The sequence below is a fragment of the Brevibacterium spongiae genome (genome assembly GCF_026168515.1).
Taxonomy (GTDB): Bacteria; Actinomycetota; Actinomycetes; order Actinomycetales; family Brevibacteriaceae; genus Brevibacterium; species Brevibacterium spongiae.
The window spans coordinates 1,301,943-1,324,906 of record NZ_CP093443.1 but is presented as its reverse complement, the minus strand read 5'-3'; the positions used below and the strand labels follow the sequence as shown (position 1 = coordinate 1,324,906).

Genomic DNA, 22,964 nt, shown 5'->3' with positions numbered 1-22,964 from the left:
GCCCAGGGCTAGGATCTCTGCCGGTGCAGGGCGGTGACGAGGTCGCCGCCGATGGCACCGAACAGCGTCTGCGCCCAGGCGCTGCGCCCCTCGACGTAGGGGCGGTCACCGTCGTAGATCCACTGCAGTTCGTGACCGGAGTGCAGGTCCGACAGGCAGCTGCCGCAGACGGGGACGCGGACGCTCCTGCCCGCCAGGTGGCCCTTGCGCTCGGTGCTCACCAGCTGGTTGGATCGTGCTTCCCCGTGCAGAGGGTTGACCGTGCACAGACTCTGCGGGAGTCCTTGAGTCCTTGCTGACCGCGTCGAGCCGGAGGTCCGTGCGGCACCGGACTTCCGTGCCTTCGCCCCGCGCTTGGCCGATCGGTGCAGCTTCACCTCGGCGATCTCACGTCCGGCCTGCCGCAGCAGCACCATGGCCCCGGCCAGGTCGATCCGCTCGGCCTCGGAATCATCGACGATGGTTCTGGCCATCTGGTAGGCGTCGAGCGCCCGTTCCACTCCCTCGGCGTCAGAGGTGCTGAGGTTCTGGGTCTGCAGCTGTGTGATCTCGTCTGCCAGCTCCGTTGTGTCCTCGCTCAGCCCTTCCCGCAGAGTCTTCCGCTGCAGGTCATCGACCCGGTCGAGCAGGCGTGCGGGCAGTTCGAACTGGCGGCGAGTGCGGGCAGCTTGCTTCCGTTCCCGCCGAGACCGAGCGAACCAGATAATGGCGATGACCAGCGCCAGAACCAGAACCGCTCCCCCGAGGAACAGGGTGGCCGTCGAGCCCGCACCTTCGACAGTCTGCACTTCGCTGCCCGGCGCTTCTTCCTGCCCGGTCTCCCATTCGGGGGCCTCCTGCGGGTCGGCGTAGAGGTCGAGGAGCATGTTCAGCTTCGTCACCGACGGAGTGCTGTAGCTCCATTGGTCGCGTCCGACGGAAAGCTGGTCCATCACCTGCATCTGCAGGTCGTGCTGGTCGTCGAAGGCGTAGTCGACGGCGAGGTCGGTGTTCGTGTCGATCATGATGAACACACCCTCGCCTCCGTTGAAGACCTTGACCTGCTCGAGCAGGTTCCGGTCGACTCCTTCGCCTCCGGTGACGATGACAAAGGCGTCGAAGTCGAGGCCGTCGATCTTCGTCTCCGCTTTCTGCAGCAGGGTTTCATTCATCTCGCCCTGCGCGGCATTCGTCACGTAGACGGGGTCCGTATTGAGCGCCTCGGCGATCGTCTGGGCCTGTTGAGTCACTGCTTCGCTGTCCGTTTCTTCAGTGCGCGGCGGATGAAGTGGATTCCGATTCCGGCTCCCCCGCCGCCGAGGATGCCGAAGACCGCTCCGGCCACGGCGCCGCCGGTGCTGTACTCGAGGTCGTGGGGGTCGGTCGCGGTATCCCGCTCGACCAGCAGCGGGTTGCCGTGATCATCGTGCTTGTAGGAATGACTCGAGGCGAGGTCTTCGGTGTCCTCGGAGCTGAGCACTTCGACGCCCTTCAGTGCGCTGCGGGAATCGGAGTCCTTGAAATCACCGCTCAGGTAGGCCATCCGGGGTCGGTACACCCCTTTCTCGCCAACGCCCATGAGCCCGGAGGCATCGACGGTCAGCACAGCCGCCTCGGCGTCGTCCATCTCATTGACGATTCGGGCCGCGAGCAGATCGAGGTCGCCATCGGCATCGTCGAGGTCGGAGGCATTGAGGAACGCAACGTAGATGGGGCTGTCGGCATCGGCGATGGCGGCTCTGATCGCCGCAATCTCTTTGTTCTTGATCTCGAATTCCGGGTAGCCGTCGAAGTAGACAGGGTCAGCGGTGAAGGACTTCGCGATCGCCCGGTAGCGGGACGGGTCGTAGTCGGGATCGAGGCTGCCCTTGATGCGGTCGGTGAAGATCGATTCGACGTCGATTCGGCCGCTGTCGGCAGTCTCTATGCGTTCGGCCTTCGTCTGGTCGAAGAAGTGTCCGCTGAGCAGGGTGGCGCCGATCGACACTGCAACGACAGCGGCAACAGCGATGATCCAGTCGAGTGGGTTGAGCGGATGCCCCGTTCCCGCGGTCATCAGCGGCCCCTTCCGACGGCGGAGCGCTGTGGACTCATCTCGTCCAGCACCGCCTCGTCGAGAGGTTGGAAACTTCCGAATCCGGAGAGTGCGTAGGCATCGGAGCGCTGGAAGTACGGGACTGCTTTCGTCGAGGCCGGACGTTTGGGCACCATCAGTCGTTTCGGTTCGTGACCGGCCGCCAGCTCCTCGCCGCAGTCGGCGCACAGACCCACGGTGAGGCTGCGGCCGGACTGTTTGAGCACATGGTCGTCGACGCCTCGGCGATGGTGCGGGAAGAGGAAGCAGAAGCGCGGTTCATCTTCGACTCTGTCGGAGCGTCTGCGCAGCTGTCGGCGCACCCAGCGGTCGAGGGTGACGAGGACGAACACACCGTTGCGGTGGGCGAAGTCGACGGATTCGGCCCAGTCGGGGTGCTCTGCGGTCAGGGCGGCCAGGGAATCCTGGATTCGTCTGGCTCGGTCATACAGGGCCCACGTTTCGTCATCGGGATGCTCGGGTTCGCGGACCGGGGCGGCCGCCTCGGTGACGGCCTTCTTCAGGTTGTGTGACTTGACCAGTTCCGGTGTCGTGGTCAGCTCCGCCCGCCAGGAATAGCGGTGGCGGCGGCCAAGCAGCCACAGGGTCGCGCCGAGGGCGGCGACGGTCGTGGCACCGAAGACGAGTGCGTCCGGGTCGGAGTTCGCGAGACCGAAGCGTTCGATGTAGTCCTCGCTGCGGGTGCCGACCTCGCGGGTGTCGAAATCGGGCGCCTGGGGAGGTTCGGTGCCGTTCGCGGCGGCGACGAGGACCTGCAGATAGTAGGGGACGGCGAGTTCGACAGGGATGAAGTCATCGCTGCGGGATTTCATCAGCTCGGGTGCGTCGGCGGGGACGATGGGCCCGTTGTCCGTGACGAGGTAGGCGAACGAGCGGGCGGAGGTCTCGCCCTCGGTGAAGAGGACAAGCGTCTGCTTCTCTCCTGACTCCTCGTGCATGTCGAATGCGAAGTCGGAGGTGAACTTCGCCCAGTCTCCGTAGCCCATGGTCTGGAGGCCGGGGGTGACCGCGAGGTAATGGGTGAAACCGGTGTCCTCGGTCTGCTTCGAGGCGTGTCGGATGGCGTTGAGCTGATTTTCGGTCAGGCCGGGCCTGATGATCTCATCGACATAGAGGGAATGCTGCGCCCAGGCGCCGCGGATGCGGTCTCGCAACCGCTGCTGTGCGCGGGCGTAGCTCGTCGTCTCAGTCACCAGTCAAGGATAATTCAGGGTTCGCGCAGACTCCGCCTTCTCGTGTTCCGGATCGGGCACACTGCGGCGGGACGGGTCACCTTGGTGACGGGGTGAGTGGGGACCGCCTCGGTGACGGGGTGAGTGGGGACCGCCTCGGTGACGGGGTGAGGATCGAACTGGGATGCAAAGAACCCCCACGGCGGACCGTGGGGGTTCGAAGCCTATGCAGCAGTCAGGCTGCTGCGCAGAAGATCACTTGAGGGTGACGGTGGCGCCGGCAGCCTCGAGGGTCTCCTTGGCCTTCTCGGCGTCTTCCTTCGAAGCGCCTTCGAGGACGGCCTTGGGGGCTCCGTCGACGAGGTCCTTGGCTTCCTTGAGTCCGAGGGAGGTGAGTCCACGAACTTCCTTGATGACGGGAACCTTCTTCTCGCCGGCCGATTCGAGGATGACGTCGAATTCGGTCTGCTCTTCAGCAGCAGCGGCCTCTCCGCCACCGGCGGCAGGGGCAGCGGCGACGGCGGCCGGAGCGGCAGCCTCGACGTCGAACTCTTCTTCGAACTTCTTGACGAACTCGGACAGTTCGACGAGGGTGAGCTCCTTGAAAGCTTCGAGGAGCTCGTCGGTGGTGAGCTTAGCCATGGTGGCTAGTCCTTCCTGTTTTGGTCACGATCAGCGACCGGTTCGGTTTGGGGTGATGCTCAGGCGTCGGAAGCAGGCGCGTCGTCCTGCTTCTCGCGGAGGGCATCGACAGTGCGCACGGCCTTGACCAGCGGAGCGGTGAAGAGGTAAGCCGCCTGGTGGAGGCTTGCCTTCATGGCACCGGCTGCCTTTGCAAGCAGCACTTCGCGGGATTCGAGGTCGGCGAGCTGGTTGACCTGCTCGGAGCTGAGTGCGGTTCCATCGAAGTAACCGCCCTTCACCACGAGCTTGTCGTTCGCCTTGGCAAAGTTACGCAGAGCCTTGGCAGCCTCAGGGGGTTCGCCGGTGACGAACGCGATCGCGGTGGGCCCATTGAGGTGCTCATCGAGACCGGTGATCCCGGCTTCCTTGGCTGCAATCTTGGTCAGCGTGTTCTTTACCACGGCGTAGCTGACGTTCTCACCGAGAGAGACGCGCAGTTCTTTCATCTGCGCGACGGTGAGACCGCGGTACTCGGTCAGCAACACAGCGTCGGAGTTCTCAAACTGCTGTTTGAGCTCCTCAACTGCGGCTGCCTTGTCTGGCCTCGCCATGGTGTTCCTTTCATAAGTCGTCCGGCCTGTCCCGACAACAGAAAAAGCGCTCCACGCAGGAAGGCGTGAAACGCTTGGACGCAGAATTCCATGCGGAATCGAACGCTAAGTATCTCGAGCTCACCTGCGTGGGTCACTCTCTGGGAGTCTTCGTCTGCGGGCACCGAGATTCGATGGCGAATCCTGATGGTTCCACAGAGACCGACGGTCTTGGGTGCATTCAGTCTAACGAAGACTCTCCCGACAAGTCCAATCGCCCCTCAGAGATCCCCCTCACACTACCTGACGGCGCCCCAGCAACCTGGCGCGAGGTTGCTGGGGCGCCGTCACGTAGCTCTGGGCGCGGACTCGTCAGTATTCGATGACGACTCGTCCGTCGATCTTGCCGTGGATCATCTCGTCGAAGATCGCATTGATGTCACCCAACGGGCGCTTCGTGAACGTCGGATGGATCTTTCCGGCGGCGTAGAACTCGAGAGCTTCGACCATGTCCTGGCGCGTGCCGACGATCGATCCGCGAATCGTCAGACCCTTGAGCACGATGTCGAAGATCGGTGCGGGGAAGTCTCCGGGCGGCAGACCGTTGAAGACGATGGTGCCGCCTCGGCGGGTCATTCCGATCGCCTGACCGAACGCAGCGGGATGGACCGCGGTGACGAGGACTCCGTGGGACCCTCCGATCTTCTCTTGAATGATCTCGGCCGGATCCTCGGCGAAGGCATTGACGGTGATCTCGGCTCCGTGCTTCTTCGCCAGCGCCAGTTTGTCGTCGGCGACGTCGACTGCGACGACGCGCATACCCATGGCCACGGCGTACTGGACGGCGATGTGGCCGAGTCCGCCGATGCCGGAGATGACGACCCATTGTCCGGGTTTGACCTCGGTGCGCTTGAGTCCCTTGTACACGGTGACTCCGGCGCACAGGACAGGGGCGATCTCATAAGGATCGGCACCATCGGGAATGGTCGCGGCGAACTTCGTGTCGACGAGCATGTACTCGCCGAAGGATCCGTCGATGCCGTATCCGCCGTTGACCTGAGACTCGCAGAGCGTCTCCCATCCCTGACGGCAGTGCTCGCAGGTTCCGCAGGCTGACCACAGCCAGGCGTTGCCGATCATCTGGCCGACCTCGACATCGGTGACGCCTTCGCCGATTTTTTCGACGATGCCGACACCTTCGTGACCGGGAATGAGTGGAACCTTCGGCTTGACCGGCCAATCGCCATGTGCGGCGTGCAGGTCGGTGTGGCAGACGCCTGAGGCGATGAGCTTGACCAATGCCTGACCGGGACCGGGCTCGGGAATAGGGTTGTCACCGACGACCAGTTCCTGGCCGAAGCCCTCTACGACTGCTGCTTTCATTGCGGACATCATTCGCTCCTTTGTGATGATGAGGATTCACTTGGCAAACGGGGCTTGAGTCTGTGGTGGAACTACCCGACGGCGCCCCAGCACCGTGGCGCCAGGTTGCTGGGGCGCCGTCGGGTAGCAAATGGGTCAGAAGAAGCCTTGGGCGTTCTCTGAGTAGCTGACGAGCAGGTTCTTCGTCTGCTGGTAGTGGTCGAGCATCATCTTGTGGTTCTCGCGTCCGATGCCCGATGCCTTGTAGCCGCCGAAGGCCGCGTGTGCCGGGTACGCATGGTAGTTGTTCACCCATACACGGCCGGCCTGGATGTCCCGACCGGCCCGGTACGCGGTGTTTCCATCACGGGACCACACTCCGGCGCCGAGGCCGTAGAGGGTGTCGTTGGCCGTGGCCAGCGCATCGTCGTAGCCGGAGAAGGTCGCGACCGAGACGACGGGTCCGAAGATCTCCTCCTGGAAGATGCGCATCTTGTTCGTGCCCTTGAAGATCGTCGGCTGCACGTAGAAGCCGCCCGCCAGATCTCCATCGAGCTCGGCCTTGGCACCGCCGGTGAGCACCTCGGCACCTTCCTGCCGACCGATGTCCAGGTACGACATGATCTTTTCGAACTGGTCGTTCGAGGCCTGCGCACCCATCATCGTGTCCGTGTCGAGCGGGTTGCCCTGAACGATCTTCTTCGTCCGAGCCACGACGGCCTCGAGGAAGGGATCGGCGATCGATTCCTGGATCAGTGCGCGCGACGGGCAGGTGCAGACCTCGCCCTGGTTGAGCGCGAACATGGTGAAGCCCTCTTGGGCCTTGTCCGCGAACGCGTCGTCCTTGGCCAGGACGTCCTCGAAGAAGATGTTCGGCGACTTGCCGCCGAGTTCCAGAGTCACCGGGATGATGTTCTGCGAGGCATACTGCATGATCAGGCGACCGGTGGTCGTCTCACCGGTGAAGGCGATCTTCGAGATCCGCTTGTTCGAGGCCAAGGGCTTTCCGGCCTCGAGGCCGAATCCGTTGACCACGTTGAGCACACCCTCGGGCAGCAGATCGGCAATGAGTTCGACGAGCACGAGGATTGACGCCGGGGTCTGCTCGGCCGGTTTGAGGACGATGGCGTTGCCGGCAGCCAGCGCCGGGGCGATCTTCCACACCCCCATGAGGATCGGGAAGTTCCAGGGGATGATCTGCCCGACGACGCCGAGCGGCTCATGGAAGTGATAGGCGACGGTGTCGTCGTCGATCTGCGAGAGCCCGCCTTCTTGAGCGCGGATGGCCCCGGCGAAGTAGCGGAAGTGGTCGACGGCCAGCGGCAGGTCGGCATTGAGGCATTCGCGGATGGCCTTGCCGTTGTCCCAGGTCTCTGCCACGGCGATCTTCTCGAGATTCTCCTCGATCCGGTCGGCGATCTTGTTGAGGATGTTCGCGCGCTCGGCCACAGAGGTCTTCCCCCAGGCCGGAGCCGCTTTGTGCGCGGCGTCGAGTGCGACTTCGATGTCTTCGGCGGTGCTGGCCGGAACCTCGCAGAAGGTCTTGCCGTTGACCGGGCTGGGATTCTCGAAGTAGTTTCCGTTGACCGGCGGCACCCACTGGCCACCGATGAAGTTCTCGTAGCGAGACTTGAACGTGACGAGCGATCCGTCCTGACCGGGCTGTGCATAGACAGTCATTGCAACTCCTTTGATGCGTCTGCTTTCACCGGAAGTTCTCCGTGTGAACACGACGCTACTGAAGGCAACGTTGCACGTGGGTTGCATCACATTCCGCAGAGAGAAGAAAGGACCGCCGGCTCCCCCGTACCCTGCGGCAGCACACTGATCGGCCCGCGCATCGTAAGAGCCGGAGCCCCGAAGGCTCTCAGCGCCCGAGTGCCTCCAAACGCACGACAGCCATATTGCGTTCGACGGCATCGGGAGGCGCGAGTCTGAGAACGGCCATGAGGATCTCGCTGTCATCACGGAAGTCCGGGAGTTCGGCATAGCGCCACAGCTGCTGCCAGGTGCCGTCCTGCAGGAGGGACTCGCGCATCAGCGCATCCACCTCGGCTCCGATCTCCCTCACACCCGGAGCGTCCGAGTCCGGTAGCACACGCCCCCGATACAGCTCGAGCGCGGAGTCGATGTCGCCCTGCGCCAGTGCCTGGAGGGTCCGATCCAGATCAGAGTGCAGATGCCCACGGAGACGATAGGGGCGAGCTTCGATGCTCAGGTCCTCGAAACCGCCGATGGCTCTGCGCAGCCGGGTGATCTCCGCGCGCACGGTGACTTCGCTGCCGCCGATCGGCCACAGTCGTTCGACGAGACCGGAACCGGTGATTCCGTCGGGACTGCGGTGAAGCAGAAGCAGAATCTCGGCGTGTCGCCTGGTCAGCGATATGGTCGGCCGGTCGGGAGAGCTCAGGGCGGGACCGGAGCCGAGCACGGTGAGTTCCGTTTCGGCCACCTCGGCGCCGTCCCATCGTCCCTGGTGCGGCGTATAGAGCTCGGACAAGCGGGCACCGGCGGCCTTCGCCGTCGACGAGAGCAGCGGCAAAACGATTGAGGACACCGCGTCGTCGCCGCCGGTGATGTCCATGATGCCGATGACCTGCCCGGTCAGCGGGTGCGTCACGGGCACTGCGCTGCAGCTCCACGAGTGGACGTCGGGGGCGAAATGCTCGGCCCGGCTGATCTGCACGGCAGATCCCGACTGCAGGGCCAGGCCGGGCGCCGAGGTGCCCATGATCTCCTCTGACCAGTCGGCTCCGGGCACGAAGCCCATGGACTCTGCCCGATTGCGCACGCTCCGCTCGCCTTCCACCCACAAAAGGCGTCCGTGCTCATCACCGAGCGCCGCCAACAGGCCGGCATCCTTCGCGGGTTCGATCAGATGCGATCGCAGCAGCGGCATGATCGTGTGAAAAGGGTGTCGACGTCTCACCTCGGACAGCTGCTGGGATTCATACGCCACATGCACCCGAGCACCCGCAGGGTCCCGCAGACGATCGAGCGATCGATTCCAGGATTCCAGCACCGAGGCGCGCACACCGTGAAGATGAGTATGTTCCCGGGCCGCTTCGATCGATGACAGACCAGGCGACTGCGGATGCAGGTTCTCATGCGCCCGGCGCACGGCGCGCTGATAAGCGTCTTCAAGCAGCAGCGTCGAATCCATGGCCGACGAGTCACCTCCATTGGCGAGTATCTGAGAAGAGCCTCGAACTCTCCCAAGCTTACCGTCGTCCCGCGTTCGGGCAAGACCTCACCCGACCACAGGAGCAGCCCTCCGCACTACCTGACGGGTCCCCAGCACCCTGGCGCCAGGGTGCTGGGGACCCGTCAGGTAGCAAGAGGGCGGGAAGCGAATGTTCGCTTCCCGCCCTCTCGTCTGGCCTGATCAGTCGATCAGATGCGCAGACCCGAGTGGTCGACCGGAACGGCGGGGCCGTTCGAGGTCGTGATCGTGGCCTTGCTGATGTAGCGGCCCTTCGAGGAGGACGGCTTCAGACGCAGGATCTCGTCGATGGCGGCCTCGAAGTTCGCCTGCAGAGCTTCCTCGGAGAAGGAGACCTTTCCGATGATGAAGTGCAGGTTCGAGTGCTTGTCGACGCGGAATTCGATCTTTCCGCCCTTGATGTCGGTGACGGCCTTGGCGACATCCATGGTCACGGTACCGGTCTTCGGGTTCGGCATCAGGCCGCGGGGACCGAGCACCTTACCGAGACGACCGACCTTGCCCATCATGTCCGGGGTCGCAACAGCGGCATCGAAGTCGGTGAACCCTCCGGCCACCTTCTCCAGCAGGTCATCGGAGCCGACGTAGTCAGCACCTGCTTCACGGGCAGCTTCTGCACGGTCGCCGGCAGCGAACACCAGGACCCGGGCGGTCTTACCGGTACCATGCGGAAGGTTGACGGTGCCGCGCACCATCTGATCCGCCTTGCGGGGGTCAACACCCAGGCGGAGGGCGACCTCGACAGTGGCGTCGTACTTTGCCACCGTGGTCTCTTTGGCCAGGGCGATTGCCTGAGCCGGTTCGTAGTTCACATCTGCGGCGATCTTCTCAGCCGCGGCCTGGTAGGCCTTAGAACGCTTTGCCATCTGCTTTGCTCCTTGCAGTCGTGGTGTGGGCTGCGTGGGCCCTGCCACTGTGTGGGGTAAGGTCTCAGACCTCGATGTCGGTGGTGATGCCCATGGAACGCGCGGTTCCGGCAACGATGCGGTCGGCCTGATCCAGGGTGTTGGCGTTCAGGTCGGGCATCTTCGTGGTGGCGATCTCACGCACCTGGTCGGCGCTCAGGTGAGCGACCTTGACGGTGTGAGGAGTAGCCGAACCCGACTTCACTCCAGCGGCCTTCTTGATGAGTTCAGCGGCCGGCGGGGTCTTGAGAACGAAGGTGAACGAACGATCTTCGTACACGGTGATCTCGACGGGGACGATGTTTCCACGCTGGGATTCTGTGGCGGCGTTGTAGGCCTTGCAGAATTCCATGATGTTGACGCCGTGCTGGGCAAGCGCCGGACCGATCGGCGGAGCCGGGTTAGCGGCACCTGCCTGAATCTGGAGCTTGACGAGGCCGGCTACCTTTTTCTTGGGAGGCATGTACGGTCCTTAATCTTGAAGTTTCGATGTGCCAGACATATACAGCACATCGTTCGATGGCGGCCTCCGATAAGGGCCGCAATCAAACCACACCAGTATTCCATGCGCGCGGGCCCGGGAGCAAATGTCCGTGAGGCGGATCACCGGATCCCCCATCGCCGAGGCGGCCGCCCCTCCCCCGCGGATCCGACGCAGCCGTTCTCGCCTCCGCCCACGTGAATCCGACGCGGTCGATGTGGCCCCGCACATGACGAGGGGCCCGGAATGATCCGGGCCCCTCGTCTTGGAGAGCCGCCGCAGCGCGGCGGCGTGCTCATCAGTGCGGTGTCAGAGCTTGCTGACCTGGTCGAAGCCGAGCTCGACGGGCACATCGCGTTCGAAGATCGACAGGAGCACGGTGAGCTTCTGCGATTCGGGACGGATCTCCTGGATGGTGGCGGGGTGGCCCTCGAAGGAGCCTTCCTTGACGAGCACGGACTCGCCGACCTCGAACTCCACCTCGGTGATCGGGGCGGACTTCGCAGCAGCCTCGGCGGCCGGGCCTTCGGCAGCGGCGGCTTCGGCTTGGCGCTCTTCGAAGACCGGGGCGAGCATCGAGAAGACCTCGTCGATCGACAGCGGGGTCGGGTCGTAGGCGTTGCCGACGAATCCGGTGACGCCCGGTGTGTGGCGCACGGCGCCCCACGATTCGTCGGTCAGTTCCATGCGGACGAGCACGTAGCCGGGGATGCGGACGCGACGAACCTGCTTGCGCTGGCCGTTCTTGATCTCGACGACGTCTTCCATCGGCACCTGCGATTCGAAGATGTACTCTTCGAGGTTGAGGCTGATGGTGCGGTTCTCGAGATTCTGCTTCACGCGGTTCTCGTAGCCGGCGTAGGAGTGGATGACGTACCAGTCACCCTCCTGCATGCGCAGCTCGGACTTGAACTCCTCGGCCGGGTCGACTTCGTCGGCACCGGCTTCCTCGGCATCGCCGTCTGCAGAGTCGCCGTCGCCGGCATCCGCGGCAGCATCTGAATCATCGGACTCAGCAACGTCCGCATCAGCGGTGGGCTCGGCCGCCTCGGTGTCGGCCTCTTCGGCGGTCACGTCGTCGGCATCGACTGCGTCGACGTCCGCGGCTTCGGTTTCGGGCACCACAGCGGCACCCGACTCCTCGGGAGTGACGTCCTGGGTCTCAGGGGTCTCCTGCTCAGGTGAGTTGGTATCCGACACCGATCAATTCCTCGCTTCGCGTGTTGTGATTCCCGGATGGGAGTGAAGATTCAGCATAAGGTGCATCGCTGGATTCAGCGTGTCACCACAAAGGCCACAGCGGCGTTCCGCCGAAGACGAATCCGACGAGTTTGCCGAACACCAGGTCGAGGCCGGTGACGAGAAGCATCATGAACAGAATGAAGCCCAGCACGACCAGCGTGTAATTGACCAGCTGCTTCCGCGTCGGGGTGACGACCTTCTCGAGTTCTGCCACAACCTCGCGGAAGAACTGCAGGATTCGTCCGAAGAACCCGAGCTTCTTGGGACCGGAGGCACTGCTGGGTGCGCTGCCAGTCTTCTTTGCCGGTGTGTCGCTCACACATCCTCAATCGGTCGGTTTCGTTGGGGCTTCACAATTGTTCTTGCCGGTCGAGGACGGCGCCTGGCCGATGGGACTTCGGCAGAGTCAACTGCGCAGGGGTGACAGGACTCGAACCTGCAACCTACGGTTTTGGAGACCGTTGCGCTACCAATTGCGCCACACCCCTTCGGTCGGACGGTGAGAGCCTTGCGGATCTCCGTGGTGCCCGACCACGAAAAACGAGCATACCGTGCCCGACCGCAGTTCGTCGAACCGACGTCCCGAAGGGCTGTCTGAGCGTGTCGACGCTCACTCATCCGCTCGTCTCCTCGGTGGGCGGCTGGGCTGCGAGCGGCAGGGGCCGCGGGAACCTCACCCATGGGTCGATTCGGACTTCCCGCTCGGGGTTGACCGTGATCAGCTGCATGTCGATGGGGCGCTTCGTCCGGTTGTCCACGCGGATGATGCTCAGCTCCGCATCCATCCGCAGCGGTCCCGGGGTGAGCGCATTCGGCAGCGCCCCGCCCGTCGTCGAACTCACGTAGCGAACTCCCGATCCGAACGTCTCCGGCCCCACGCGCCGGTGCCAGTGTCCGCTGAGAGCGTAGTCGGCACACCCCGAGCGCAGCGCAGGGGCGCCGACCGCCGGATCGTGGATGAGCATGATGTCGAAGTCGGCTGCGCAGGCTTCGTCGCGCAGTCGCTGCGCGTATTGGTCGGCGGTGAGTTCCGTCTCCAGCTGCGGTCCGGAGCCGAAGACGGTGCGTCGGGGGTCTGCGGCACCGAAGAACGTGACTCCGCCGAGTTCGGCCGTCGAATCCTCGAGCACCTTCCATCCCGCGCTCTTCGCGTGCCGGGTCGTCTCCATGGAGTCGTGATTGCCCTTGACGATCATCCGCGGCAGCGTGTCCGGCAGCTCATCGTCGAGCACGTCGAGGCAGTAGTTCTCCGCCGAGGTGCCGGTCATGGAGATGTCGCCGCCGTCGATGTACGCATCGGCGCGGCTCATCGCCGCGACCTCTCCGACGACGCGGGCCATTCCGACGTTGCAGTGGATATCGGAGGCGAAGACGAATGTCGTGACTCCCCTGTCCTCCCCCGAGGCGGCCCCGCCGTCTCCCCCGGAGTCTCCCGCACCGGCGGGCGGGACCAGGCCCTGATCGGTCCAGTTCCCGGAGATCGGCCGGTCGTTCCATTCAGCGCGCAGCGTGTGAAGCACCTGGTCGTAGAACGCATCGTTGTCGTCGGCGAAGTCCTGCACCGCGGTGAACGCGGTGTCGATGATCCCGCCGAGGCGGCCCGTGACCTGGGATCCGGCCAGGGGCGTTCCGTCGAAGGCCGGATCGGCTGAGATCGGCTTCGGCCGGTTGAGTACGACGGTGCCGAGGCCGGTGAGGACGAACACGACGACCAGTCCGATGCCGAGGAGCTCCTTGCCGACGAAGGCACGGGATACGGCGCTCATGCGCTGCGGGCCGAGAAACACGGCGAATCCGACCAGGCCCCCGGTGATCACGCAGATCGCGAGCGCCCAACGGGTGAGGATCTCCTGGCTCAGCCCCTGGATGACCTGGTCGATCTGAGCCTGCGGGGCCGAGAACAGCGTCGCATACGAGGCGATGTCTCCCCCGAGGGTGTCGACGGCTCCCCCGCCGGGGTCCTCGACGTCGCCGGGATCAGCCGCGGGCCGCTGCTCATCACTGGCATCCCCGGAGACCGGGATCTCACCGATGGAGACCTGCAGCCCGAGGCCGAGCGGAATGAAGTCCTCAGCGGGAACCAGCAGCTTTCCCAGCGGACCGAAGTCGACGGTCAGCCGGGAGTCCGCTGTGATCTGGTACTGCGCTTCGTGCGGACCGAAGGTGAGATCGGCTCGCGAGGTGAACAGCGCCCACGGCAGGGTCAGGAGACCGACCACTGCCAGGGTGATGATCAGGGTGATGGTTCTGCGACGTGGAGACACGCCCACCAGTCTAAAGAAGACCCTGCTTCGCCACGGCGGTCCTCACCGGTTCAGTGCGCAGCCGATGAACGTCGGTTCCGGTTCGAGGGTGATGCCGAAGGCGTCCTCGACGCCGTCGACGACGGCGCGTGCGAGTTCGACCACATCGGCCGTCTTCGCGTGTCCGCGATTCGTCAGCGCCAGAGTGTGTCGGTTCGACAGGGCCGCACGCCCCTCACCGATGCTGAACCCCTTGGCGAACCCGGCGTGCTCGATCAGCCAGGCCGCTGAGGTCTTCGTCTTCCCTTCGATCTTCGCCCCGCTGAGCGGATCGGTCACCGGATACCTCGGGGCCTCCGCCGGCAGCTTCTCGGGATCGTCGACGATGGGGTTGGTGAAGAACGACCCGGCCGACCAGGAATCATAGTCGGTCGCATCGAGGACCATGCCCTTGGAGCGACGCAGAGCGATGACGTTGTCCCGCACGAGTGCCGCCGGGACTCGGGTGCCGATCTCGACGTCCAGGGTCGATGCCAGCTGGGCGTAGCGCACAGGCAGGGAGAGTTCGCTGCGCTGGAGGTCGAAGGTCACCGACAACACGACGAACTGCGGGGTGCCGGCCGCGATCTGCGCCCGTTTGAGCGCCGAGGTGCGGTAGCCGAATTCGAGTTCGACGGCGCTGAGGTGGCGGATCTGCCCGGCAACACGGTCGAAGACCTCGACGGAGGTGATGAGCTCACCGACCTCGGTGCCGTAGGCGCCCACATTCTGGATCGGGGTCGCCCCGACCGAGCCGGGAATGCCGGAGAGCGCTTCGAGCCCGGACAGACCGAGGTCGAGGGTGTGGGCGACGAACGCATCCCAGTCCTCCCCCGCCTCGGCGGTGACCTGTGTGTCGACCGTGCTGGTCTCGGTCGTGTTCACGCCCGTCGTGCGTACGACGCACACCGCACCGTCGAAGCCGTCATCGGAGATGAGCAGGTTCGAACCGCCCCCGATGAAGAGGACGTCCGAGCGGTCTGCACCGCTCAGCTCCATCGGGTGAGCGCGGCAGAAGTCCAGCAGCTCCTCGCGGGTCTCGGCGATGGTCACGTGCCGTGCCGGACCGCCGAGGCGGAAGGTGGTGAATGTCGAGAGATCCTCATTCACGGCTGTGGTCACCGTGAGATCCGAACCTGGGTGCGGCTGAGGACGTCGGCCGCACCGGACTTCACGGCGATGTCGATGCGCGCGGTGCCCACTGCGGCGTCGACCGCGCCGACGGTGGCCGTCATCGTCAGCGAGGTCGTCGGGGTCGCCGGAGACCCCGACTCGGCATCGGGCACGGGCACGGGTGCGGAGAAGCGGGTCCGGTAGTCCACGATCGCGCCGGGGTCGCCGAGCCATTCGACGAGCGGGGCGATGACGACGGCCATGGAGAGCATTCCGTGGGCGATGACGCCGTCGAGACCCACCTCGCGGGCGAAGCGTTCGTTCCAGTGGATCGGGTTGTGATCGCCCGAGGCCGCGGCGTAGTCGACGAGCGAGGCCCGCGACAGCGGAATCTCGGACTCCACGACGGTGTCTCCGATGGTCAGCGCGGAGAAGTCGATGGGGTTCATTCTCCGTCTCCTCTCACGACGATGGTCGAGGTCACGGTGACGACGGGCTGCTCGGCGGCATCGGTGATCTCGGTGCGGGTGGTGATCATGGCGTTGTCGCCTGCGGCGCGGACTCCGTCGACGTGGGTGACGGCCGAGAGCACGTCACCGGCGACGATGGGGCGGGTGAACGAGAACTGCTCGGAACCGTGGACGACCTTTGAGAAGTCGATGCCCGAATCGGGATCGGAGATGTACGCGGCCTCGGACTTCTGCGCGATGATCACGGCGAAGGTCGTCGGGGCGACGACGTCACGGTAGCCCAGCGCGGCGGCCGCCTCGGCGTCGAAATGGTAATCGGCCTTGGCTCCGGTGGCGAGCGCGAATTCCGCGACCGCCTCCCGTGAGACCTCATAGGGCTGCGGCAGGGTGAACGAGGCCCCCTGCTTCTCGGTATTCACCGGCATATGCGCTCTCTTTTCCACTGTGGACAGTATCGGCACCAGCCTAAAGCACGGCCGTGGCTCGATGCCCACCGGCGAAGATTTGACCGCCCGTTCGTGTCTCATTCACACATTTGATGCACCATCGGGCCCATGACTGTGAAACTGGTATATGTTGTCCACATCACGTTTGCAAAGGAGTAGAGCGATGACAGACGAATCCCCTGACGCTGGCCCTGCGGGACCCGACGTGCAGACAGCGAAACCCGGTGCTCGAGTCAAAGACGCAGTCGCCGTTCCCTCTCCGCACTCGCCTGGACCGAGCGCGCCTGCCGTCTCCGCTCCGACCGCAGCGAAGTCGACCGCCGCACCCGCCGTCGCGCAGACCCCTGCGGCGGGGGCCGTGCGCGATGATTCCGAACCGCAGGTCGAGGTCGCCGTCGCCACCGACGCCGCCTATGCGGGCAAGGAGGCCGACCGCGTCCAGATCCGTCGGCCGCTGCGCAACATCTCCGAGGTGCGGCACTTCTTCCGGACGAATCAGACTCCGATCTACTTCGTCGGCGCCACCCCGTTCAATCTCCTCGGCCTGGATCGCTGGGTGCGCAACTTCTCCTATGTCACCTACTACGACGGGTGGGACGGGGCGCACCCCCGGGTGTTCTCACCGCGCTACAAGCCCTATGTCGAGTTCGAATCGGGTGAGGCGATCAACAACTGGCTGCTGCTCAACGCCGAGGTGCGTGCGCACATGACGCGCAACGTCCCCCACGGCGAGCGGGTCAAGGTGGCGATGGTCTTCTTCGACGAGGAGACCGAGCGGATCTGCCGGGAACTCGGCTACGACCTCATCCTGCCTTCGGCGACTCTGCGCAATCAGCTCGATTCGAAGATCGAGACGACGAAGCTCGGCAATGAAGCCGGTGCGTATTCGGTCCCGAACGTCCTCACCACTGCCGACACCTACGAAGAGCTCAATGAGAAGGCCGCCGAGGCGGAGCTGGGCACGGATCTGGTCGTGCAGACCCCCTACGGCGATTCGGGGAAGACGACGTTCTTCATCTCCAAGGCCGCCGATTGGGAGACGCACAAGGATGACATCATCGGCGAGCAGCTGAAGGTGATGAAGCGGATCAACAACACCCCGGTCGCCGTCGAGGCGGTCATCACTTCCAGCGGTGTGGTCGTCGGCCCGTATCTGACCGAGCTCGCAGGCTTCGCGGAGCTCACCCCGTACAAGGGCGGCTGGTGCGGAAATGAGATGAAACCCGACGTCCTCAACGCCGAGCAGCGGGCGCAGACTCGCGACCTCGTGCGCCGGATGGGTGAGGGTCTGCGCAAGCGCGGCTACCGCGGGTTCTTCGAGGTCGATGTCCTCGTCGATCTCGACAACGACGTGTGCTACCTCGGTGAGCTCAATCCGCGCATCTCCGGCGCCTCAGCGATCACGAACGTCACGGCCGGCGCGTATGCTGATGTGCCGCTGTTCCTGTTCCATCTCCTCGAGTACCTCGAGGTCGAATTCGACCTCGACGTCGACGAGATCAATGAGCGGTGGGAGGAGCTGTCCGGCGCGGACGAGTGGAGTCAGATGATCATCAAGGAGACGGCTCCGATCACCGAGTACATCACCCATTCGCCCCTGACGGGTCAGTACTACCTCGACCAGTACGGGACCCTGACCTATAAGCGGGCGGCACTGGACTGGCACCCGCTGCAGAACGGCAATGAGGTGTTCTTCCTGCGCATCTTCGGCGCCGGCGACTACCGGTGGAAGGGCGCCGACCTCGGGGTGCTGGTGACGAAGAACCCGCTGCAGACGAACGTCGGCGGACCCGATGCGCTGAGCATCAGGGCCAAGCACTTCATCGATTCGATCCGTGCCATGTATGCCGGCGTCCCGGTCGCCCCGGAGGATCCGTCACCGGCCCTCGGCGGACCCGGAGCGAAGGGCGACTGAGCCTCAGATCCCCGGTGGTAGCCTCGTCACAGATGCTGTGGCGGGGCTGCACCCGCCGCGGAAGTGCACAATTCCCGACCCGATCGAAAGGGACGCCGTGACCGAACCGTCACCGGACAATGCCATGCCCACCCCCACCTCGGCGGGGGTCGATGATCCGCTCGTCGCCGATCCTGCGGTGGGCGTCGATCGGGACAACTGGCAGGACCCCGACATTGTCCGGTGGTCGTTCCAGAACGTCGAACGGGTGCTGCCGACGACGCCGATCTCGCGTGGCACCGGACCGGTGGCCGAGCTTCCGGCCGATCTGCAGGACCTCGGCGAGGTGGAGGTCCCTGCCACCGAATTCTCCGCAACACGCACCGTTCGCAGCGTCATCGAGGACTCGGACACGGACGCGTGGATGCTCATGCACAACGGCACGGTGCTCACCGAGGAGTACTTCGGTGAGATGACACCCGGGACCGAACATCTGCTCATGTCGGTGTCGAAGTCGCTGGTCGGAACGGTCGCCGGCGTGCTCGTCGGTGCAGGGGACCTCGATCCGAACCGTCTCATCACCGACTATGTTCCCGAGCTCGCCGAGTCCGGCTATGCCGGGGCCACGGTGCGACACGTCCTCGACATGCGCTCGGGCATCCGCTTCTCCGAGAACTACCTCGACCCGAAGTCCGAAGTCAGGCAGATCGAGGAGCAGATCGGCTGGTCCGAGGCCAAACGGGAGAACCCGGGCATCGGAATGTACGAGTTCCTCGCCACTCTGGAGGCCAAGTCCGAGCACGGCGGGGTCTTCGAATACCGGTCGTGCGAGACCGATGTGCTCGGCTGGGTGTGCGAGAAGATCGCCGGCGAGTCCATGCAGACGCTGATGTCGCGGGTGCTGTGGTCACGCATCGGTGCGGAGCAGGATGCGCTCATCGCCACCGACCAGTACGGGGTCGGGATGTTCGACGGCGGCATCAACACCACTCTGCGTGACCTCGCCCGCTTCGGCTACGTCTACGCCAACCGCGGCCAGTCGCTGACCGACCAGCAGGTCGCACCGACGACATGGATCGGCGACACCCTGACGACGTCGGAAGATGTGCGGCAGGCCTTCGCCGAGGGCCCTGGCGACAATCGGATGCCCGGCGGGGCCTATCACAATCAGTTCTGGTTCCCCTTCCCCGATTCCCACGCCTTCCTGGCCCTGGGCATCCACGGGCAGATGATCTACATGAACCCGGGCGCGAACGTCGTCGGCGTCAAGCTCTCCAGCTGGGGGCTGCCGCAGGACGCGGGGAAGCTGTTCCCGACGATCCGCGCCTTCGAAGCACTGGCCAAGGCCGTCAACACCACAGCCCCCGCCGCCGCGAAGTAGTCCCGGCGGGGGTGGGGCCGGCATACCCTCCTGTTGCCGCGCACGTGCCGCTGCAGCATCCCTCACCGTCAGCGGCACCTCCTCCTGTTGCCGAGCACGTGCCGCCGCCGCATCCCTCACCGTGCCCGGCATACCCTCCTGTTGCCGCGCACGTCCCGCCGCAGCATCCCTCACCGGCAGCGGCACCTCCTCCCGGTACCTCGGCATCCCTCACCGGCAGCGGCATATCCACCTGGTGCACCGGGTGGTTGTGCTGCCAACGGTGCGGGGTGGCCCTGCCGCCGATCCTGAGCGTGTGTCCGAATCGCCACATCTGTCGCCGGATTCGCACACGATGCGACGCCTGACGGCATATGGCCATGGCAGAATCGATCACGTATTGACAACTTCTGTGATCGCGAATGTGCGAGGGAGAGAGACTATGACATCGATTCGCCGGTCCACCTGGATGCCCCGCCTGCTGACCGCCGCCGCAGGAACGGCTCTCGCGCTGTCCTTGGCCGCCTGCGGAGGTTCCGGTGGCGACAAGCCAGCCGACGACCAGAAGTCCGAGGCTGCGCAGTCCACCGAGGACGAATCCTCATCAGGTGGCGGTTTCGGCGGAGGCGCTGCGACCACACCGGCAGCTTCCGAACCCGCCGAGTCGGAGCCGACCGATACGAAGTCGACCGACCCGTACGCCGATGCTGCGAAGACGACGAACTGGGCAAGTGACGACGGGATGAAGATCGACAAGAAGGGCAACGGCACAGTGCCCGCTTCCTCGATCGAAGCCGACCTCGTCGACCTGTTCGAGAACAAACTCGAGATGAAGGTCAAAAAGGCCGAATGCGCCGGTGACATGGAACTGCAGGAATGGTACGGGTTCAAAACCTGCAACGTCACGGTCGAAGACAAAGACCGCACCAAGGGCGAATGGACCTACTACGGGACGGTGAAGATCGTCGACCACAAGGAGAAGATGGTCAAGTACGAACTCAAGTTCCCCGGCATCGACAAGGAAGACTTCGACTTCAAGGACTGATCACCGAGGCGGCGTCCTGGCTACCGACGTCACCGAGGTGGCCATCTGATCACCGAGGCGGCCCTCGCGTCACCGCTCGGTCGCTGAGTTCCCGCCAGCATTCCCCTCGTCGCCCGCACGGCCTTCGCCCGTGCGGGCGACGAACCGTTTCCGGGGATGCCCGGACGAACCGGTGACGACGTAACGTCCGGCCGCCTCGGCGGGAGCTGGACTCGGTTCGTCCAGGGCCTCGCGGATGATCCGCCGCGGATCGTACTGTCGGGGGTCGAGCGTCTGCCAATCCTCGGTGCCCATCGATTCGGCAGCCCGGTTCCGCGCCGAGTCGACCTGGGCACGGAACAGGCTGGCGAACTCGCGAAGCTTCTGCGCGTAGTGCGGCAGCCTCTGCGGTCCGATGACGATCGCGGCGATGATGCCGACGATGATCAGCTTCTCGAAACTCAGGCCGAACATGGTCGATTCCTTTCCGTGGACGCCGCCTGCGGACGGCCGGTCGGCCACTCATCGGCGTCTGATTCGACGGTGGCGCCCCCGTACCCGCGGGCCCGGTCGTGGATCGACGCGATGGCGAGCGCTGTGAGGAAGAGCAGCGCCATAGGGGCGGCGACGAAGAGCATGGAGAGCACATCGGCGGCCGGGGTGACCAGGGCGGCGAAGACGACGATTCCGACGATGCTCACCCGCCAGGCCTTCGCGATCGTTCGCGCCGAGAGGAGGCCGATGACGTTGAGGACGACGAGGAAGACCGGGAGGACGAAGGCGATGCCGGTGGCGATGACGATCTTGAACACGAAGTCGAAGTAGTAGGAGGCCTGCAGGATGGTGCTGTCCTCGCTCGAAGCGAAGGAGGTGAGCACTTCGACCATCCGTGGGAAGACGTAGAGCCCGGTGAGGCAGCCGGTGATGAAGAGGGGAAGTGCGGCACCGAGGAAGCCGAACGTCACCTTCTTCTCCTTCGTCGTCAGTCCCGGCGTGAGGAATCCGAAGATCTCGCTCAGCCACACCGGACTGGAGAGGATGATTCCCGAGTACACGGCGATGCGCAGGCGAAGATCGAATGCGCCGGTCACGCTGTCGTAGTTGAGCGAGGCGCTGCGGGATGCGGCGAGCTCGGTGATCGGGGCACGGAGGACGTCCATGACGAGGTCCGAGGTGAGATAGCCGATGACCGTGCCGATGAGCAGCGCCACCGCCGCGCGCACCGCCCGTGTCCGCGCCTCCCGCAGGTGCGCGGACAGCGGCATCTTCTCCGCGGCGGCAGTGCTCATGATCGCGGGCGCGTGTCGTCGGCTGTGGAGTTCACGGAGGTGTAATCGACTCTCGCCGAGGCGGTGGTGGAGTTCGGGTCAGTGACGATCGGGTCGGTCGCCGCTTCGTGGTGGTGCGGCGCGGGCGCCGAATCATCCGACCGCTTGTCGGTCGTTTCGTCCTTGAGGATGCGGACGGACTGTCCGAGGCTCTTAGCGAGCGCGGGCAGCTTCGCCGCGCCGAAGACGAGGATGATGATGGCGAGGATGACGAGGGCGTGCCAGCCCGTGAGGTTGTGCAGCATGATCATGGCCTTTCGAATGTGTGGTCTGTTAGTGCGCGATCCCCGGCTTGACGAGGTCGCTGGGTGGTCTGATGTGATGGTCGGCTTTCGGGGTGATCAGCTGTCGTCGTCTGCCGACGATCAGCTTTCCGTCCCGCTTCCGCCCTCAGGCTCGGCCCCGCCCTCAGGCGGAGTTCCGCCCTCGGGAGGCGTTCCGCCCTGACCGCCGCCCTGGCCACCGCCGGGAGCTGCGCCCCCGGTCGGTTCGGTGTCGGTGTCGACGGGGACGTCGAGGGAGGCGGTGTACCCGGAGTCGGTGTCGCCGCTGATTGTGGCGAGCTGGTGCTCTCCGCCGTCGTCGCCGAAGACGTTGTCGTCATCGAGGCTGATGGCCGAGAGGTTCTTCGCTGATCCGTCATAGGCGTCGAGGGCGAACACTGCGTTGCAGGCGTCTTCGGGCAGAGCCATCTGCGAGGTGGCGATGGCGTTTTCGGCATCGGTGATGGAGTCGACATCGGGGTAGACCTCGAAGTGGATGTGTGTCCACCGGCCCGTGTAGCAGCCGGGGAAGACCGAGGTGAAGGTGACTTCGCCGGCGGCATCGGCGACCTGCACACCGCGCAGCCAGGTCGCATCCTCGACGCCGTCGGAGTACATCGAATAGCGGCCCTGAGCGTCGCAGTGCCAGGCGTAGACGGCGACGCCTTCGAACGGAGCGTTATCACCGGCCATATCGGTGACCTTGAGGGTGAAGGTCAGGGGCACACCGTCGACGGTATCGGTGCCGTCGATGTTCGACCGGATGTCTGAGCGCACGATGCCGGATTCTTCGAGGATGTCCGGGCCGTTCGATCCGTCTGCGGGATACGGTCCGGCCGTCTCATCGGGGATCTCGGTGACCGATCCGCTGCTGCTCGAGGCGGAGTCCGTCGAGCCGGAGGCCCCGGAGGTGCAGGCGGCCAGGGCCATGGTGCCGACGCCGGCGCCGACGAGGCCGAGGACTCCGCGGCGGCTGAAGAGGGTGCGGATGTCGAAGGAGGCGCCTTGGTCGACGACCTCCTCGTCGGGGCGGTCGAGGAGCCGTCCTTCGTATGCGGGTCCGTTCGGGGTCTGGTCCGGTTCGGGTACGCGAGCCATGAGCTGTCCTTCC

General features: G+C 64.8%; 23 protein-coding genes and 1 tRNA gene. 3 read left to right on the top strand and 21 right to left on the bottom strand.

Annotated features, from left to right (window positions below; all coding sequences use genetic code 11):
* Positions 1-8: 8 nt before the first annotated feature.
* From L1F31_RS05890 to L1F31_RS05810, 17 genes are all read right to left on the bottom strand, one after another.
* Positions 9-1,229, bottom strand: a complete 1,221-nt coding sequence (locus tag L1F31_RS05890; RefSeq protein WP_265419732.1) for a hypothetical protein — start codon at positions 1,227-1,229, stop codon at positions 9-11.
* Positions 1,226-2,035, bottom strand: coding sequence for a hypothetical protein (locus L1F31_RS05885; protein ID WP_265419731.1), 810 nt, complete (start codon positions 2,033-2,035; stop codon positions 1,226-1,228). Before L1F31_RS05885 ends, L1F31_RS05890 begins: the two co-directional genes overlap by 4 nt.
* Positions 2,035-3,267, bottom strand: a complete 1,233-nt coding sequence (locus L1F31_RS05880; RefSeq protein WP_265419730.1) for a hypothetical protein — start codon at positions 3,265-3,267, stop codon at positions 2,035-2,037. The genes L1F31_RS05885 and L1F31_RS05880 overlap by 1 nt, the downstream gene beginning before the upstream one ends.
* Positions 3,268-3,501: 234 nt before the next feature.
* Positions 3,502-3,888: a 50S ribosomal protein L7/L12 gene (rplL, locus tag L1F31_RS05875; RefSeq protein WP_039206363.1), complete on the bottom strand. Its 387-nt coding sequence runs from the start codon at positions 3,886-3,888 to the stop codon at positions 3,502-3,504.
* 59 nt (positions 3,889-3,947) lie between these two features.
* Positions 3,948-4,481 (bottom strand): 50S ribosomal protein L10, encoded by a 534-nt coding sequence (rplJ, locus tag L1F31_RS05870; RefSeq protein ID WP_039206365.1) that lies wholly within the window; start codon positions 4,479-4,481, stop codon positions 3,948-3,950.
* Positions 4,482-4,832: 351 nt separating this feature from the next.
* Complete coding sequence (adhP, locus tag L1F31_RS05865) at positions 4,833-5,852, bottom strand: alcohol dehydrogenase AdhP (protein ID WP_265420400.1); 1,020 nt, start codon at positions 5,850-5,852, stop codon at positions 4,833-4,835.
* A gap of 126 nt (positions 5,853-5,978) precedes the next feature.
* The gene (gene exaC / locus L1F31_RS05860; RefSeq protein WP_265419729.1) at positions 5,979-7,502 is read right to left on the bottom strand and encodes an acetaldehyde dehydrogenase ExaC; all 1,524 of its coding nucleotides are present in this window, start codon (positions 7,500-7,502) and stop codon (positions 5,979-5,981) included.
* Between the two features lie 187 nt (positions 7,503-7,689).
* The gene (locus L1F31_RS05855; RefSeq protein ID WP_265419728.1) at positions 7,690-8,985 is read right to left on the bottom strand and encodes a helix-turn-helix domain-containing protein; all 1,296 of its coding nucleotides are present in this window, start codon (positions 8,983-8,985) and stop codon (positions 7,690-7,692) included.
* 230 nt (positions 8,986-9,215) lie between these two features.
* Positions 9,216-9,911 carry a 50S ribosomal protein L1 gene (rplA, locus tag L1F31_RS05850; RefSeq protein WP_265419727.1) on the bottom strand — a complete coding sequence of 232 codons (696 nt, stop codon included), beginning with the start codon at positions 9,909-9,911 and terminating at the stop codon, positions 9,216-9,218.
* A gap of 64 nt (positions 9,912-9,975) precedes the next feature.
* The gene (gene rplK, locus L1F31_RS05845) at positions 9,976-10,413 is read right to left on the bottom strand and encodes a 50S ribosomal protein L11 (RefSeq protein ID WP_166970592.1); all 438 of its coding nucleotides are present in this window, start codon (positions 10,411-10,413) and stop codon (positions 9,976-9,978) included.
* A gap of 327 nt (positions 10,414-10,740) precedes the next feature.
* Positions 10,741-11,631, bottom strand: a complete 891-nt coding sequence (nusG, locus tag L1F31_RS05840; RefSeq protein WP_265419726.1) for a transcription termination/antitermination protein NusG — start codon at positions 11,629-11,631, stop codon at positions 10,741-10,743.
* 82 nt (positions 11,632-11,713) lie between these two features.
* Positions 11,714-11,992, bottom strand: coding sequence for a preprotein translocase subunit SecE (gene secE, locus L1F31_RS05835; RefSeq protein WP_265419725.1), 279 nt, complete (start codon positions 11,990-11,992; stop codon positions 11,714-11,716).
* Between the two features lie 96 nt (positions 11,993-12,088).
* Positions 12,089-12,161 (bottom strand) — tRNA-Trp (locus tag L1F31_RS05830).
* Positions 12,162-12,287: 126 nt separating this feature from the next.
* On the bottom strand, positions 12,288-13,937 hold the full coding sequence (locus L1F31_RS05825; RefSeq protein WP_265419724.1) for a metallophosphoesterase family protein: 1,650 nt from the start codon (positions 13,935-13,937) through the stop codon (positions 12,288-12,290).
* Between the two features lie 42 nt (positions 13,938-13,979).
* Positions 13,980-15,077 carry a UDP-N-acetylmuramate dehydrogenase gene (locus L1F31_RS05820; protein ID WP_265419723.1) on the bottom strand — a complete coding sequence of 366 codons (1,098 nt, stop codon included), beginning with the start codon at positions 15,075-15,077 and terminating at the stop codon, positions 13,980-13,982.
* Positions 15,074-15,517 carry a MaoC/PaaZ C-terminal domain-containing protein gene (locus L1F31_RS05815; RefSeq protein ID WP_265419722.1) on the bottom strand — a complete coding sequence of 148 codons (444 nt, stop codon included), beginning with the start codon at positions 15,515-15,517 and terminating at the stop codon, positions 15,074-15,076. The genes L1F31_RS05820 and L1F31_RS05815 overlap by 4 nt, the downstream gene beginning before the upstream one ends.
* Positions 15,514-15,963 (bottom strand): FAS1-like dehydratase domain-containing protein, encoded by a 450-nt coding sequence (locus tag L1F31_RS05810; RefSeq protein WP_265419721.1) that lies wholly within the window; start codon positions 15,961-15,963, stop codon positions 15,514-15,516. The genes L1F31_RS05815 and L1F31_RS05810 overlap by 4 nt, the downstream gene beginning before the upstream one ends.
* A 184-nt stretch (positions 15,964-16,147) precedes the next feature.
* Here L1F31_RS05810 and L1F31_RS05805 point away from each other — a divergent pair, with 184 nt between their 5' ends.
* The 3 genes from L1F31_RS05805 to L1F31_RS05795 all read left to right on the top strand — a co-directional run bounded on the left by L1F31_RS05805 (position 16,148) and on the right by L1F31_RS05795 (position 20,283).
* Positions 16,148-17,899, top strand: coding sequence for a biotin carboxylase (locus tag L1F31_RS05805; protein ID WP_265419720.1), 1,752 nt, complete (start codon positions 16,148-16,150; stop codon positions 17,897-17,899).
* A gap of 97 nt (positions 17,900-17,996) precedes the next feature.
* Complete coding sequence (locus tag L1F31_RS05800; protein ID WP_346732498.1) at positions 17,997-19,259, top strand: serine hydrolase domain-containing protein; 1,263 nt, start codon at positions 17,997-17,999, stop codon at positions 19,257-19,259.
* 421 nt (positions 19,260-19,680) lie between these two features.
* On the top strand, positions 19,681-20,283 hold the full coding sequence (locus L1F31_RS05795) for a hypothetical protein (protein WP_265419719.1): 603 nt from the start codon (positions 19,681-19,683) through the stop codon (positions 20,281-20,283).
* A 69-nt stretch (positions 20,284-20,352) separates the two neighbouring features.
* Here the strand turns inward: L1F31_RS05795 and L1F31_RS05790 are convergent, their stop codons facing one another.
* The 4 genes from L1F31_RS05790 to L1F31_RS05775 all read right to left on the bottom strand — a co-directional run bounded on the left by L1F31_RS05790 (position 20,353) and on the right by L1F31_RS05775 (position 22,951).
* On the bottom strand, positions 20,353-20,736 hold the full coding sequence (locus tag L1F31_RS05790) for a twin-arginine translocase TatA/TatE family subunit (RefSeq protein ID WP_265419718.1): 384 nt from the start codon (positions 20,734-20,736) through the stop codon (positions 20,353-20,355).
* Positions 20,724-21,551 (bottom strand): twin-arginine translocase subunit TatC, encoded by an 828-nt coding sequence (tatC, locus tag L1F31_RS05785; RefSeq protein WP_265419717.1) that lies wholly within the window; start codon positions 21,549-21,551, stop codon positions 20,724-20,726. The genes L1F31_RS05790 and tatC overlap by 13 nt, the downstream gene beginning before the upstream one ends.
* Complete coding sequence (locus tag L1F31_RS05780; RefSeq protein ID WP_265419716.1) at positions 21,548-21,835, bottom strand: twin-arginine translocase TatA/TatE family subunit; 288 nt, start codon at positions 21,833-21,835, stop codon at positions 21,548-21,550. Before L1F31_RS05780 ends, tatC begins: the two co-directional genes overlap by 4 nt.
* A 120-nt stretch (positions 21,836-21,955) precedes the next feature.
* Complete coding sequence (locus tag L1F31_RS05775) at positions 21,956-22,951, bottom strand: intradiol ring-cleavage dioxygenase (protein WP_265419715.1); 996 nt, start codon at positions 22,949-22,951, stop codon at positions 21,956-21,958.
* Positions 22,952-22,964 lie beyond the last annotated feature (13 nt).

Bases quoted from the DNA above. Each gene is read 5' to 3' on its own strand.
- rplJ (WP_039206365.1), bottom strand. From the start codon at position 4,481: ATGGCGAGGCCAGACAAGGCAGCCGCAGTTGAGGAGCTCAAACAGCAG.
- rplK (WP_166970592.1), bottom strand. From the start codon at position 10,413: ATGCCTCCCAAGAAAAAGGTAGCCGGCCTCGTCAAGCTCCAGATTCAG.
- adhP (WP_265420400.1), bottom strand. From the start codon at position 5,852: ATGTCCGCAATGAAAGCAGCAGTCGTAGAGGGCTTCGGCCAGGAACTG.
- L1F31_RS05780 (WP_265419716.1), bottom strand. From the start codon at position 21,835: ATGCTGCACAACCTCACGGGCTGGCACGCCCTCGTCATCCTCGCCATC.
- L1F31_RS05855 (WP_265419728.1), bottom strand. From the start codon at position 8,985: ATGGATTCGACGCTGCTGCTTGAAGACGCTTATCAGCGCGCCGTGCGC.
- L1F31_RS05795 (WP_265419719.1), top strand. From the start codon at position 19,681: ATGACATCGATTCGCCGGTCCACCTGGATGCCCCGCCTGCTGACCGCC.
- tatC (WP_265419717.1), bottom strand. From the start codon at position 21,551: ATGAGCACTGCCGCCGCGGAGAAGATGCCGCTGTCCGCGCACCTGCGG.
- rplA (WP_265419727.1), bottom strand. From the start codon at position 9,911: ATGGCAAAGCGTTCTAAGGCCTACCAGGCCGCGGCTGAGAAGATCGCC.
- rplL (WP_039206363.1), bottom strand. From the start codon at position 3,888: ATGGCTAAGCTCACCACCGACGAGCTCCTCGAAGCTTTCAAGGAGCTC.
- L1F31_RS05815 (WP_265419722.1), bottom strand. From the start codon at position 15,517: ATGAACCCCATCGACTTCTCCGCGCTGACCATCGGAGACACCGTCGTG.
- L1F31_RS05805 (WP_265419720.1), top strand. From the start codon at position 16,148: ATGACAGACGAATCCCCTGACGCTGGCCCTGCGGGACCCGACGTGCAG.
- L1F31_RS05790 (WP_265419718.1), bottom strand. From the start codon at position 20,736: ATGTTCGGCCTGAGTTTCGAGAAGCTGATCATCGTCGGCATCATCGCC.
- L1F31_RS05810 (WP_265419721.1), bottom strand. From the start codon at position 15,963: ATGCCGGTGAATACCGAGAAGCAGGGGGCCTCGTTCACCCTGCCGCAG.
- exaC (WP_265419729.1), bottom strand. From the start codon at position 7,502: ATGACTGTCTATGCACAGCCCGGTCAGGACGGATCGCTCGTCACGTTC.
- L1F31_RS05775 (WP_265419715.1), bottom strand. From the start codon at position 22,951: ATGGCTCGCGTACCCGAACCGGACCAGACCCCGAACGGACCCGCATAC.
- L1F31_RS05885 (WP_265419731.1), bottom strand. From the start codon at position 2,035: ATGACCGCGGGAACGGGGCATCCGCTCAACCCACTCGACTGGATCATC.